This window comes from Pantoea sp. (assembly GCF_032114055.1).
Classification (GTDB): Bacteria; Pseudomonadota; Gammaproteobacteria; order Enterobacterales; family Enterobacteriaceae; genus Pantoea.
In genome coordinates this window covers 12,669-26,621 of the sequence record NZ_DAMCTB010000007.1, presented here as the reverse complement: position 1 = coordinate 26,621, position 13,953 = coordinate 12,669, and the positions used below count along the sequence as shown (strand labels likewise).

The 13,953-nt window shown below is 57.7% G+C and carries 11 protein-coding genes; 8 read left to right on the top strand and 3 right to left on the bottom strand.

What is annotated here, in order from left to right:
• Window positions 1-53: 53 nt before the first annotated feature.
• The 3 genes from RT657_RS12895 to RT657_RS12885 all read left to right on the top strand — a co-directional run bounded on the left by RT657_RS12895 (window position 54) and on the right by RT657_RS12885 (window position 5,144).
• A complete protein-coding gene (locus tag RT657_RS12895; protein WP_313654922.1) occupies window positions 54-509 on the top strand; it encodes a carboxymuconolactone decarboxylase family protein in 456 nt (151 codons plus the stop codon).
• Window positions 510-1,019: 510 nt separating this feature from the next.
• On the top strand, window positions 1,020-2,633 hold the full coding sequence (mqo, locus tag RT657_RS12890) for a malate dehydrogenase (quinone) (RefSeq protein WP_313654921.1): 1,614 nt from the start codon (window positions 1,020-1,022) through the stop codon (window positions 2,631-2,633).
• A 126-nt stretch (window positions 2,634-2,759) separates the two neighbouring features.
• On the top strand, window positions 2,760-5,144 hold the full coding sequence (locus tag RT657_RS12885) for a phosphoketolase family protein (RefSeq protein WP_313654920.1): 2,385 nt from the start codon (window positions 2,760-2,762) through the stop codon (window positions 5,142-5,144).
• On the opposite strand, the gene RT657_RS12880 is transcribed toward RT657_RS12885, so the two are convergent.
• The gene (locus tag RT657_RS12880; RefSeq protein ID WP_128085220.1) at window positions 5,141-5,728 is read right to left on the bottom strand and encodes a LysE family translocator; all 588 of its coding nucleotides are present in this window, start codon (window positions 5,726-5,728) and stop codon (window positions 5,141-5,143) included. The two genes, RT657_RS12885 and RT657_RS12880, sit on opposite strands and share 4 nt — an antisense overlap.
• Window positions 5,729-5,863: 135 nt before the next feature.
• Between RT657_RS12880 and RT657_RS12875 the strand changes: the two genes are divergently transcribed.
• A complete protein-coding gene (locus RT657_RS12875) occupies window positions 5,864-7,351 on the top strand; it encodes a PLP-dependent aminotransferase family protein (protein ID WP_313654918.1) in 1,488 nt (495 codons plus the stop codon).
• On the opposite strand, the gene RT657_RS12870 is transcribed toward RT657_RS12875, so the two are convergent.
• Entirely contained in the window at window positions 7,318-7,941 is a 624-nt protein-coding gene (locus RT657_RS12870; protein WP_111141119.1) for a glutathione S-transferase family protein, read from the bottom strand. The genes RT657_RS12875 and RT657_RS12870 overlap by 34 nt on opposite strands.
• A 106-nt stretch (window positions 7,942-8,047) precedes the next feature.
• Between RT657_RS12870 and RT657_RS12865 the strand changes: the two genes are divergently transcribed.
• Window positions 8,048-8,896 (top strand): PhzF family phenazine biosynthesis protein, encoded by an 849-nt coding sequence (locus RT657_RS12865; protein WP_313654917.1) that lies wholly within the window; start codon window positions 8,048-8,050, stop codon window positions 8,894-8,896.
• Between the two features lie 44 nt (window positions 8,897-8,940).
• On the opposite strand, the gene RT657_RS12860 is transcribed toward RT657_RS12865, so the two are convergent.
• Window positions 8,941-9,699 carry an SDR family oxidoreductase gene (locus RT657_RS12860; RefSeq protein ID WP_313654916.1) on the bottom strand — a complete coding sequence of 253 codons (759 nt, stop codon included), beginning with the start codon at window positions 9,697-9,699 and terminating at the stop codon, window positions 8,941-8,943.
• Window positions 9,700-9,814: 115 nt separating this feature from the next.
• Between RT657_RS12860 and RT657_RS12855 the strand changes: the two genes are divergently transcribed.
• The 3 genes from RT657_RS12855 to RT657_RS12845 all read left to right on the top strand — a co-directional run bounded on the left by RT657_RS12855 (window position 9,815) and on the right by RT657_RS12845 (window position 13,377).
• Complete coding sequence (locus RT657_RS12855; protein WP_313654914.1) at window positions 9,815-10,714, top strand: LysR family transcriptional regulator; 900 nt, start codon at window positions 9,815-9,817, stop codon at window positions 10,712-10,714.
• Between the two features lie 45 nt (window positions 10,715-10,759).
• The gene (gene yhjD / locus RT657_RS12850; protein ID WP_313654913.1) at window positions 10,760-11,773 is read left to right on the top strand and encodes an inner membrane protein YhjD; all 1,014 of its coding nucleotides are present in this window, start codon (window positions 10,760-10,762) and stop codon (window positions 11,771-11,773) included.
• Between the two features lie 272 nt (window positions 11,774-12,045).
• The gene (locus RT657_RS12845; protein WP_313654911.1) at window positions 12,046-13,377 is read left to right on the top strand and encodes an MFS transporter; all 1,332 of its coding nucleotides are present in this window, start codon (window positions 12,046-12,048) and stop codon (window positions 13,375-13,377) included.
• Window positions 13,378-13,953 lie beyond the last annotated feature (576 nt).

Sequence of the window (13,953 nt, the reverse complement as noted above, 5' to 3'; positions counted from 1 at the left end):
TCCAGAGGCCGAAAATCGCTTCATCAACCCTGAACCCTGACTGAGGCAACACGATGAGCGAACGTATCAATTTTCACCAGGCAGCACCGGCAGGCATGGAAGCACTGAGCGGCGTAAACGGTTATCTGTCACAAACCGATCTGCCGCTCACTCTACTGGAACTGCTGTTCCTGCGTATATCCCAGATTAACGGCTGCGCTTACTGCATTGATATGCATACAAAAGCGCTGAACAAAGCCGGGATGAGCTGGGAGAAAATTGTGCTGACGCCGGTCTGGCACGAATCCGGCACCCTGTTCAGCGAAAAAGAGAAGGCGGCCCTGCAGTGGGCGGAGTGCCTGACGCTGATTGCACAGAACGGCGCGCCGGACGCGAACTATACCGCGCTAAGGAAGCACTTCTGTGAGAAAGAGATTGTCGATCTGAACATTGCGATTGGCCTGATGAACACCTACAACCGCATGGCGATAAGTCTGAAAAAGCTGCCCGCCTGTGCGAATGCGTCATAAGCGAAACCGATGCGTGCGCCACTGCGCGCGCATTTTAAGACTCACAAAAATGTAACATTGTTTTTACACATACAGCCGATGCGCATCTTCTGACCCTATTCCCGTTATTCCTTTTTGCATAATAAATCGCTAAATTTCAGCCAATTAAATAATTCCTCACGGTTATCACGCATTCAGGGGTTGCACCATCATGGGGCTTTTCCGCAACATCATTTTTCTGTTAACTTACTGACTTAACGATAAAAAAACGCTAATCCTGTACAGTACCTGATGATTAATTCTTATGCTGAATCATTTCTGCATTTAAAAAATAAACAAATGTTTAATTCAGATGCGAGAATGTTATATTCAGAGGACAAAGCATAACGTGCAGTTAACGCGTTATCACCGCTTTAACCTATACCTGAGACTTAACCTTTGAGAAATAGCGCAACGCGCTCATCAGAAGCGTGACTATTTCGCCTGCGAAACTGTTGGGCTTCAGGTCAACAGAAGAGGAGATGTCGCCTCATGTGCAATTCAGCTGTAAACCTTGCGCTCGCGATGAGTGCCATGGCAAAGGACACCACTACCGCGCAGGAGCGCAAAGACGTTGACGTGCTGCTGATTGGCGCAGGTGTGATGAGCGCTACCCTCGGCGCATGGCTGCAGGATTTAGAACCGGACTGGTCCATCGAAATGGTGGAGCGGCTGGATAGCGTGGCTGAAGAGTCGTCCAACGGCTGGAATAACGCCGGGACCGGTCATGCGGCGCTGGCCGAGCTGAACTATACGCCTCAGCAGGCGGATGGCAGCATCGACATCTCCAAAGCGGTGACGATTAACGAATCGTTTCAGATTTCCCGCCAGTTCTGGGCCTGGCAGGTTCAGAAAGGGAATCTGCGCAACCCGAAAAGCTTTATTCACAGCACGCCACACATGAGCTTTGTCTGGGGCGACGACAACGTCGACTTCCTGCGTAAGCGCTACAAGGCGCTGCAGAAAAGTACCCTGTTCCGTGGTATGGCTTACTCCGAAGATCCACAGCAGATTGCCCGCTGGATCCCGCTGGTGATGAATGGCCGCGATCGCCGCCAGAAAGTGGCCGCGACATGGACTGAGATGGGCACCGACGTCAACTTCGGTGAAATCACCCGTCAGCTGATTGCCGCCCTGGAGAAGAAAGCAAACTTCCGACTGCGTCTGCGTCAGGAAGTGCGTGAGCTGAAGCAGCTCGCCGACGGGCGCTGGCAGGTCACCCTGCAGTGCCTGAACAGCGGCACTCGTCGCACGCTGGTCGCAGGCAAAATCTTTATTGGCGCAGGCGGCGCGGCGTTACCGCTGCTGCAGAAAGCCGGTATTCCGGAAGCTCACGGCTACGCCGGTTTCCCGGTAGGCGGATCATTCCTGGTCACCGAAAACCCGCAGGTCGTCGCTCAGCACATGGCCAAGGTCTATGGCAAAGCCAGCGTGGGTGCACCGCCAATGTCCGTGCCGCACGTCGATACCCGCGTACTGGATGGCAAGCAGGTCCTGCTGTTTGGTCCGTTCGCGACCTTCTCCACTAAGTTCCTGAAGCAGGGTTCGCTGATGGATATGTTCACCTCGCTGAACAGCAGCAACATGCTGCCAATGGTAAAAGTGGGCCTGAAAAGTTTTGATCTGGTGAAATACCTGATGGATCAGGTACTGCAAAGCGATCGCGACCGCATGGAGGCCCTGCGCGCCTATGTTCCGCAGGCGAAGCAGGAGGACTGGCGCCTTGTCACCGCGGGTCAGCGTGTGCAGATCATCAAGAAAGATGAGAAAGAGGGTGCGGTATTACGCCTGGGCACCGAAGTCGTCGCCTCACAGGATGGCACGATTTCTGCCCTGCTGGGTGCCTCACCGGGCGCCTCTACGGCAGCACCGATTATGCTGGAGCTGCTGCATAAGGTCTGTCCTGAGCAGATGAAGACGCCGGAATGGCAGAATAAAATTCGTGCCGTGATCCCCTCCTGGGGACGCAAACTCAACGGCGATGTGGCGCTGACGGAAAAAGTGTTAGCCGAAACCAGCCGTATTCTGCAACTCGACTACTCTCCGGTTACCCCAATGGCGGCCAACGACGAAGGCCGTGAAACCGCATTCGTGGTCGGCAAGTAATTCAGCGCCATCCAGAAAAAGGCTCCGCACGGCGGGGCCTTTTTTATTGGCCGATTGCCTGGTCGTCCTGACTATTCTCTATTAGGGTTAAGGCATCTTTTCGCTGAACGCTCAAGAGGAAACGGCATGTCTTACTCCCCCGGCTCATCGGAATTCACGCTGCTTGACCGCTACTGGCGGGCGGCTAACTACCTCTCCGTCGGACAGATCTACCTGATGGATAACCCGCTGTTACGCGAACCGCTAAGGCCAGAGCACATCAAACCGCGCCTGCTGGGCCACTGGGGCACCACGCCAGGGCTGAATTTTATTTACGCCCACCTCAATCGCGCGATCCGCAGGCACGATCTGAATATGATTTATCTCTGCGGGCCAGGACACGGCGGCCCCGGCATGGTGGCAAACACCTGGCTGGAGGGCAGCTACAGCGAGATCTATCCGCAGGTTTCACAGGATGCAGCGGGCATGCAGCGCCTGTTTAAGCAGTTCTCTTTTCCCGGCGGCATCCCCAGTCACGCGGCACCGGAAACGCCGGGCTCGATCAACGAAGGCGGTGAGCTGGGCTATTCGCTCTCTCATGCTTTCGGGGCGGCCTTCGACCACCCCGACCTGATCGTGCCGTGCGTGATTGGTGACGGCGAGGCGGAAACCGGGCCGCTGGCCTCCAGCTGGCACGGCATCAAATTCCTCAACCCTGAACGTGACGGCGCGGTGCTGCCGATTCTGCACCTTAACGGCTATAAGATTGCCAACCCGACGCTGCTGGGGCGCAGCAGCGACGAGGATCTGCACCAGCTGTTCAGCGGCTACGGCTATGAGCCGCTGTTTGTCTGCGGACATGAACCGGAAAAAATGCACCCGCTGATGGCGGAGACCCTGGAGCGGGCACTGGCAAAAATTGCCGCTTATCAGCAAGAGGCGCGCAGTGGCAACGCCAGCGCCGACGTGCCGCGCTGGCCGATGATCATCCTGCGCAGTCCCAAAGGCTGGACCGGCCCCGAAACGGTCGACGGCAAAAAGGTGGAAGATTTCTGGCGAGCCCATCAGGTGCCGGTCGCAGCCTGCCGCGAAAATGAAGGACATCGCCAGATCCTGGAGAACTGGATGCGCAGCTACCAGCCCGACGACCTGTTTGATGAGCAGGGCCGGCTGAAGCCGGAGCTGCAGGCGCTGGCACCCGAAGGCGATAAGCGGATGGGCGCATCGCCTTATGCTAACGGCGGCCTGTTGCGCCGCGAACTGGATACGCCGGAGATGGCGGACTTCGCCTGCGAGGTCAGCGAACCGGGCGCGCAGGTAGCGCAGGCCACGGAACATCTGGGACGTTATCTCAGCGCGCTGTTCCTGCGTAACCGCGATAATTTCCGCCTGTTCGGGCCTGATGAAACCGCCTCTAACCGTCTGACGCCGGTTTTCGATGTGACCAGCCGCACCTGGCTGGAACGCACCGAGCCTTACGATGAGCAGCTGGCGCGCGATGGCCGGGTCATGGAAATCCTCAGCGAGCATCAGTGTCAGGGCTGGCTGGAGGGCTATCTGCTGACCGGCCGCCACGGGCTGTTCAACTGCTATGAAGCCTTTATCCACATCGTCGATTCGATGTTTAATCAGCACGCCAAATGGCTGAAGGTGTCGCGCAAGCTGGGCTGGCGTAAGCCCATCTCATCGCTTAACTATCTGCTCTCCTCCCACGTCTGGCGGCAGGATCATAACGGCTACAGCCATCAGGATCCGGGCTTTATGGATCACGTCGCCAACAAGAAAGCGGACATTGTGCGCATCTATCTGCCGCCCGATGCCAATACGCTGCTGTGGGTGGGCGATCACTGCCTGCGCACCTGGAACCGCATCAACGTGATCGTGGCGGGCAAGCAGCCTTCGCCACAATGGCTGGATATCAGCAGCGCGGTAGCCCATTGCGAAGCGGGTATGGGCGAATGGCGCTGGGCGGGCACGACGCCCGATAATGCAGAGCCGGACGTGGTGATGGCCTGTGCCGGTGATGTGCCGACGATGGAGACGCTGGCGGCAGTCGACCTGCTGCGCGGAATGCTGCCCGAACTGCGCATCCGCGTGGTGAACGTGGTCGATTTGCTGGCGCTGCAGCCGCAGGAGCAGCATCCGCACGGCAAACCGGATGAGGCATTCGACGCGCTGTTTACGCAGGATAAGCCGGTGATTTTTGCTTTCCACGGCTATCCGGCGCTGATACATCGTCTGACCTATTCGCGTACCAATCACCGCAACTTCCATGTGCGCGGCTTTAACGAAGAGGGAACTACTACCACGCCCTTTGATATGACCGTGCTGAACGAACTCGATCGCTATCATCTGGCGCAGGAGGCGATCCTGCGTGTACCGGGGCTGGCGGCGGCACATCCGGAACTGCTGGAGGATTTACAGCAGCGGCTGGCGGAACATCATCGTTATGTGCGTGAGCATGGTGAAGATCTGCCCGAGGTGCGGAACTGGAAATGGCCGTCGGCCACCGCACCGGGTGCGCCCGACTAAGCAGCCAGCAGCGCGTCGGTCAGCATCCAGACGGTGGTCGCCACCAGCGACAGCGCCATCAGGCTGTTAAAGAGCTGACGTTTCCAGGCAATCTGCAGATGGCTGCGCAGGCGATCGCCCAGCGCAGCCCAGATCAGGATGCAGGGCAGGTTCAGCAGCATAAAGCCGGTCATCACCGTCAGAACCCCGCTGCTGGCGCTGTAGAGCAATGCAACGTTGGTTGCCATCAGCCAGGCCTTGGGGTTAATCGCCTGGAAGCAGGCGCCGCCCACCAGCGTCATCGGCTGCGGCCGGTTTCGCGCTTCCGGCGCAGCGGCGCGGAAAATTTTCCAGGAGAGCCACAACAGATAGGCGCAGCCTGCCAGCGTCAGCGGCAGGCGAACCGCCGCCATCCCGTGCAGCAGCAGCTCCAGTGCCATCCCGGCAATCAGCGTCTGTATCGCACAGCCGATTAAAATGCCGAATACCATCGGCAGGGTTCGCCGCATGCCAAAATTAACGCCGGAAGTCGCCAGCAACAGGTTGTTCGGGCCTGGCGTAATAGACATCACGGTAACGTAACTGAAGAAAGAGGGATCAAGCATCATAACGCTCCTGAAAAACAGACAGAACGCTATGCTACGGCGGGAAAAGAGATGGTAACAGTGACACAAAATTACTATTGTTATGGTTACAGTTACTGTTAATTGCAATTGTACCCATTCTGTCCGGAGGCGACTGTGTCCCTTGTTCCCACATCCGATCGGCCCCTTTATCAGCAGCTGGCCGAGAGCTTCGCCGAGGCCATTCATCAGGGCACGCTGAAACCCGGCAAACGTCTGCCCGCAATCCGGCGCGTGGCTCAGTCCCATCAGGTCAGCGTCAATACGGTGCTGAATGCCTGGCAGATGCTGGAAGATCGCGGCCTGATTGAGGCGCGGCCGCAGTCAGGCTATTACGTGCGCGGCGTTTTACCCGCTGTAATCCGGCACGGTGAGCATAAAACCCGGGTACGCGATCCCGGCAGCGGCAAGCTTGATCTGATCGATAAGGTCTTTGCGGCCCAGAATCATCCCGACTATATCAACATCTCGCTGGCCTGCCCGCAGGACAGCGAACTGTTTCCGGCGGCGCGTATCGCCAGGATTACCGCCTCATTGCTGCGTCGTTATCCCGGCATCATCGGGCGTTATGCGCTTCCGCCTGGTAGTGAGCGCTTACGGGAGGAGATTGCGCGACGGGCACTTCACGCCGGGCAGACCCTTACAGCGGATGAGATTACCCTGACCCACGGCTGTATGGAGGCGCTTCAGCTCGCTCTGCGGGCGGTGACCCAGCCGGGTGACTGCGTCGGGCTGGAGTCACCGACCTACTTTTTCCTGTTTCCCCTGCTGGCCTCACTGGGCCTCAGGGCGCTGGAAATCCCTACCGATCCCCAGCAGGGGTTGTCACTGGATGCGCTGGAGATGCTGCTTCAGGAGCAGCGCATCCAGGCGCTGATTGCTATGCCTGGCGTACAGAATCCGCTGGGCTGCAGCATGTCGCTTTCGAATAAGAAGCGGCTGGCGAAGTTAGTGAATACTTACCACGTCCCGCTGATAGAAGATGGGCTCTATGACGAACTGCAGTTCGACTGGCCGCTCTCGCCGCCCGTTAAAGCCTTTGACCGCGATGGCTGGGTTATTTACTGCACCAGTTTTACCAAAACCGTCGCGCCCGATTTTCGTATTGGCTGGACCGCTGCAGGCCGTTTTCATGATGCGATCGCCCGCCTGAAAGCCGTGTCGTCAATGGCCGAATCCGCCCTGCTCTCGGAAACCCTGGCGGAGTTTCTGGCGTCCGGCGGTTATGACCACCATCTGCGCACCCTGCGTCGGCGCTACGCCGCCAATCTGGATGAGGCCCGCGGGCTAATCGCCCGATACTTCCCCACGGGTACCCGTGCGACGCTGCCGCGCGGCGGCTTCGTTTTCTGGGTTGAGTTGCCGGGCGGCGTGAATACCACCGCGATGTTTGACCGGCTGTTGCAGGAGAAAATCTGCGTCACGCCCGGCGCACTTTACTCCCTGAGTGAGCGCTATAACCATGCGCTGCGCCTCTCCTGCTGCTATCCGTTTGATGCGCGTTACACTCAGGCGATTAAACGCGCGGGCGAGATCGCCTGTGAGATGGCGGCGCTGCCAGCCGGTGAGGATCAGGGTGTGCCGTTGCGGCCCCAGACGGTGTAGCCACGCCGTTCGGTCAGGCGTTCATAATAGGTGCGCACCGCCGGATAGTCAGGATGATCGAGCGGGGTTTCAAACCAGCGATTGACGGCCAGCCCGATCGGAATGTCCGCAAGGGTGAAATTCCGTCCGGCCACGTAGCGTCCGGTTTTTTCCAGCTGCTGGTTGAGAATGTTCATGGTATGCGCCCAGCCTTTACAGGCAGCAGCCAGCAGACGCGGGTCCTGATGAGCCGGCGAGTTGCGCACTAGCGACATAAAGGCATAACGCCAGGAGGTGTTGAGTTCGGTGGATTGCCAGTCCATCCACTGGTCGACAGGCGCGCGCGTCTGGGGATGAAGAGAGTAGAGCCATTCGCCGCCATAGGCATTGGCCAGATAGCGCAGGATGGCATTGGATTCCCACATCACGAAGTCATCATCCTTCAGGACCGGCACCATCGCATTAGGATTCAGCGCCATGAATTCCGGCAGGTGCGTGGAGCGGAATCCATCACCCCACTCTTCGCGCTCGTAGTCCAGATCCAGCTCGTCACACAGCCATAACAGTTTGCGCACGTTGATTGAGGAAGCGCGTCCCAGGATCGTTAGCATTCACAGTCTCCGACAAAACCTTTAACTTATTGATAACGCTGTTGGCGGTGATAAGCAATCTTCCGGCAGAGAAAAGGCCATACTCAACCCAGAGCAAGGAGTCACCATGCAGGTCGCGTTTAAGCAAGTCGATGTGTTCACTTCATCTGCCTTTAACGGCAATCCGCTGGCGGTGATTATGGACGCGCAGGGGTTAAGCGACGGTCAGATGGCCGCGATTGCCCGCTGGACGAATCTGTCAGAAACCACCTTTGTCCTGCCCCCGCAGCACGAAGAAGCTGATTACCGGGTGCGTATTTTCACCGTGGAAGGCGAACTGCCGTTTGCCGGACATCCGACGCTGGGCACCGCACACGCCCTGCTGGAGGCGGGCTGGCCGACCCGCAACCCGGACATCATCGTACAGGAGTGCGGTGTCGGTAACGTCGCGGTCAGGCGTAACGAGGCGGGCGAACTGGCGTTTACGGCACCGGCTGCGACGCTGATGCCCTGGCAGGATGCCCTGCTGAGCAGAGCGTTAAACAGTGATGCGTTCGACCTGACGCAAAGCCCGACCGTGGTGGATATGGGGATTCGCTGGCTGCTGGTGCCTATGGTCAGCGCCGAAGCCGTGCTGGCACTGCAGCCCGGCGTCAGCGATCTTCAGCAGCTGATTCTTCAGGCGGGCGTTTCGGGTGTGATGCCCTTTGGTCGTTTGCCTGCGGGTGAGCAGGAACAGTATGAAGTGCGGAGTCTGCTGGTCGAGCATGGCAGCCTGACCGAAGATCCGGTGACCGGCAGCGCCAACGCCTGTCTGGCACGTTATCTGGCGATGACCGGCCAGACGACGCCTTACCGCGTTCGCCAGGGCACGGCGCTGCAGCGTGCCGGTCGGGTGAGCGTGACCTTTGCCGGAGAAACGATCTGGATAGGAGGTCATACTCTGACCGTCATCGACGGCACGATCGCCCTGTAAGAGAGGCGGCATTCGCAGACGGGTTATCGCGACGCCGCCCGCCGTTAAATTCCCTGCCCGCCTGACGCTTCAATACGCTGCGCGGTGATCCAGCCCGTTTCGTCACTGAGGATGGCGCTGATGGCGTCGCCAATATCATCCGGCAGGCCGACGCGACCCAGCGCCGTCAGCCCGGCGATCTGGTCGTTTATCTCGCGGGTATCGCGCACCCGGCCACCGCCGAAGTCGGTTTCTATCGCCCCCGGTGCCAGGATATTAACCCGGATGCGCCGTTCACCCAGCTCTTTGGCCTGATAGCGCGTCAGCACCTCCATCGCCCCTTTCATCGACGCATAGGTCGCAGAGCCTGGATAGACCAGGCGGGTCAGCCCGCTGGAGATATTCAGGATGCGGCCTCCATCACCGATTAGCGGCAGGAGTTTCTGCGTCAGGAAGAAGGGGCCCTTAAAATGCACATTCATCAGCGCATCAAATTCCGCCTCAGTGGTGTCGGCAAAAGGCTTGTAGTGGCTATGTCCGGCATTGTTCACTAAATAATCAAACGTGTCGCGCCGCCACTGCTGCTGAAGTATTGCCTTTACCTCTCCGGCAAAGCGATCAAACTGCCCGGTTTCGCCAACATCCAGTGCCAGCGCGACGGCACGCCTGCCCAGCGCCTCAATCTCTTTCACTACGGCCTGCGCTTCATCGGCATGACTGCGGTAGGTCAGAATAATATCTGTGCCTCTGGCAGCCAGTTTTAATGCGCCATTCCGGCCTAAACCGCGGTTGGCACCCGTAATTAACGCTATTTTTTGATTCATCTCTCACGCCTGTTGAAAAATTGAACACGCCTTAAGGATATTCGCCGGTTCCTGATCTATAAACAGGGCTAAGCGCGCATCACTGTTTCAATAACAACAACAATCGGTGAACAATATGGACAAAATTCACGCAATGCAGGTGTTTGTGCGGGTGGCCGAAATGGGCAGTTTTACCCGTGCAGCGGAAAGTTTAGGCGTCCCCAAAGGCAGCGTATCGCGACAGATTCAGGCGCTGGAGAATCAGATGGCAACACGTCTGCTGCATCGCACCACGCGCCGGGTGCAACTCACGCAGGATGGGCTGGTCTATTACGACCGTTGTCTCGATCTGTTGTCGATGATTGATGATATGGACAGCCTGTTCCAGCATGAACCCGCCTCACTCAGCGGTAAGCTCCGGGTGGATATGTCGGTGGCGATGGCGACCGGTTTTATCCTGCCGCGGCTGCCGGAATTTTTGCAGCACTATCCCGGCATTGAGATTGAACTGAGCAGCAGCGACCGCCAGGTGGATGTGATACGGGAAGGCTTTGACTGCGTGATTCGGGTCGGTGAGCTCAAAGACTCGGGGCTGATTGCGCGAAAAATTGGGACCCATACCTTGATCAACTGTGCCAGCCCTGGCTACCTTTCGCGTTTCGGCATGCCGACCCGGCTGGAAGAGCTGTCTCAGCATGCGATGGTGCACTACAGCCAGCAGCTTGGCCAGGCCTCACCCGGTTTTGAATATTTCGATGGCCGCCAGTGCCACTATGTTCACACCGGCGGTGTGGTGACCGTAAACAGTACGGAGACCTATCGCGCCGCCTGCCTGGCCGGTCTGGGGATTATCCAGGTGCCCGCGGCCGGCATTCAGTCACTACTGGAACGCGGTGCGCTGGTGGAGGTGCTGCATCGTTTCCCCGCCCGCCCCATGCCGATCCATCTGCTCTATCCGCACCGGCGCAATGTGGCACGTCGCGTCAGGGTATTTATGGAGTGGCTGAGTCAGGTACTACAGGAGTACGTCACCTGAGCGGCTATACTTTGATTTTCATGATAAACAGGACAGCGAAGGTCTATGACAGACAAGCAGGAAAATTCACAGGATAAGCAGCCAGAAAAACCGCTTATCGATATTAAAACCGGTAATCACACCGTCGATGAGTCGATTGTTCGCGTGTCGCGCTTCGCCGCCTGGTTTCAGGCTATTCCGGCGGTCGCGCATTTTATTCGGGCGATCGACCGTTTTAACGATCGGCTCGGCAGCCAGTTTGGCGCAGCGATTACTTATTTCTCATTTTTGTCGCTGATCCCGATTCTGATGGTGTCGTTTGCAGCTGTGGGTTTTGTGCTGGCATCCAATCAGAGTCTGCTAACCGATATCATCAACAAGATCGTCAGCAGCATCAGCGATCCGACGCTGGCTACCACGCTGAAGAATACGGTAAACACCGCCATTCAGCAGCGTGCCACGGTAGGGATTACCGGTTTACTGCTGGCGCTCTATTCCGGCCTTAACTGGATGGGCAATCTGCGCGAAGCGATTCGTGCGCAGTCGCGCGACGTGTGGGAGCGGCAACCGGATGACAAAGAGAAAATCTGGAAGCGCTATATCCGTGATTTTCTGTCGCTGACCGGTCTGATGCTGGCGCTGGTGATTACGCTGTCGCTGACTTCAGTGGCCGGTTCTGCGCAGGCGGTCATCGTGAGCGCGCTGGGGCTGGATGGCATCGACTGGCTGCGGCCCGCGCTGACTATTATCGCTACCTCGATCTCTGTCATGGCTAACTATCTTCTGTTTCTCTGGATTTTCTGGATACTGCCGCGTCATAAGCCGCGCAGGAAGGCACTGTTTCGCGGCACCCTGCTGGCCGCCATCGGCTTTGAGGTGATTAAGTTTGTGATGACGCTGACGCTGCCAAAGCTGGCGACCTCGCCGTCAGGCGCGGCCTTTGGTTCGGTGCTGGGTCTGATGGCGTTTTTTTACTTCTTCGCCCGCCTGACGCTCTTCTGTGCCGCCTGGATTGCCACGGCTAAATATAAAGACGATCCGCAGATGCCTCAGGCAGGCGCAAAACAGAAAGCATCGTAACCGGCTAACAACCGCGGAAAATGCTCCCCCTCAGCTACTTTTTAATCAGATAACAGGATGAATAGCTGAGGGGTCACTTTTATTTCGCCCTTTCTCAGAGTATCCCGCCAGATATCACCCGGTTTTCCCCGGTATCGCCCGGCATTTGTCGCACCACAGAAATTATCCTCTTTTTGCCCGCTGAAGCCAGACGTGGCGCGGGTTTTCACCATTGAATGCACCCTGGCAGATGCGTAAGATTCTTTGTCTGTATTTACAAATAAGAAACAGTTATGCAAGCCTCCCTCACAGACACACTCGACAAACAGCAGGACCCCACGCCCGTTAACTCACGCAGTAAAGTGGTGATTGCGTCGCTGGTCGGAACGGCCATCGAATTCTTCGACTTTTACATTTACGCTACGGCTGCGGTCATTGTTTTTCCGCACATTTTCTTCCCGCAGGGGGATGCCACGGTCGCCACGCTCCAGTCGCTGGCCACGTTCGCCATCGCCTTTGTGGCGCGTCCGATTGGCTCGGCGGTGTTCGGACACTTTGGTGACCGCGTAGGGCGCAAGGCGACGCTGGTGGCCTCGCTGCTGACCATGGGGATCTCTACCGTGGTGATTGGCCTGCTGCCAGGCTATGAAACCATCGGCGTGCTGGCACCGCTGCTGCTGGCGCTGGCGCGTTTTGGTCAGGGGCTGGGGCTGGGCGGTGAATGGGGCGGCGCGGCGCTGCTGGCGACAGAGAATGCGCCAGCGAAGAAGCGTGCACTCTATGGCTCCTTTCCTCAGCTGGGTGCGCCGATTGGCTTTTTCTTTGCAAACGGGACATTTCTGCTGCTCTCGTGGCTGCTGACTGACGAGCAGTTTATGCAGTGGGGCTGGCGCGTACCCTTTATTCTCTCTGCCGTACTGGTGCTGATTGGCCTCTATGTGCGCGTGTCGCTGCATGAGAGTCCGGTGTTCGCCAAAGTGCAGAAAGAGAAGAAGCAGGTTCGGGTGCCGATTGCCGCGCTGCTGAGCCAGCATCTGACCGCCACTATTCTCGGCACCTTTATTATGCTGGCGACCTACACGCTGTTTTACATCATGACGGTCTATTCGATGAGCTACGGGACCACGCCTGTGCCTGCCGGCCTGGGTATTCCGCGTAACAGTATGCTGTGGATGCTGATGCTGGCGGTGATTGGTTTCGGGGTCATGGTGCCGATTGCCGGCCTGCTGGCGGACCGGTTTGGTCGCCGCAAAACCATGATCACTATTACGCTGATGATCATCGCATTTTCGTTCCTGTTCCCGGCGATGCTCGGTTCCGGTTCACAGGCGCTGGTGATGGTGTTTCTGCTGCTGGGCCTGAGCATTATGGGCCTGACGTTTGGCCCGATGGGCGCGCTGCTGCCGGAGCTCTTCCCGACGGAAGTCCGTTATACCGGTGCCTCGTTCTCTTACAATCTCTCCTCGATTCTGGGTGCCTCTGTAGCACCTTATATCGCGACCTGGCTGAATGCGCATTATGGCCTGCAGGCTGTGGGGTTCTATCTGGCGTCAATGGCGGCGCTGACGCTGATTGCGCTGCTCGCCTGTAAAGAGACGCGTCATCAGACGCTGTATGATGTGTAATCTTCCCTGGTGAAGGGAAGTCAAACCCGGCAGATGCCGGGTTTTTTTTATGGTGCAGGCTTAAAGAGTACAACCGCTCTGAAGGGCTAAACAAAGCATCGCCTTATGTTCAGGCGCCAGGCTCAGGGAGTATACGCCCTTCGCAAAGACGCAAAACCCGCCATCCCTGGCCCGCTATGCTTTGCTACAGGCGTATGCTCCCATCGCGTTAAGTGGATCAGCTATCTGTCACAAGATCCTGATCGTGCTTAAAGTAACAAAAATGAGGCGAGGCCATTCTTACAGCAATTAAGCAGTCTGAGGGCACTGGCAACACGGTCAGAAGAGGAAAGCGTCTCGCGCCATGGACAAAAACGCCGGGAGCGTTTTTGAACAACGTAAAGCGTTGGCCCGTTTACGGGCGCACCTCAGGGATGAGGTGCGTAATCGCGCGGGCCGGGCATGCCAGGGATTGGCTTAAGCGTCTTTCCGATCTGACCGCGTTGCCTGTGCAGGCTCGGTCTCACAGCGAAGCAGGCAGTGCAGGCAGTGCAGGCAGTGCAGGCAGTGCAGGCAGTGCAGGCAGTGCAGGCAGTG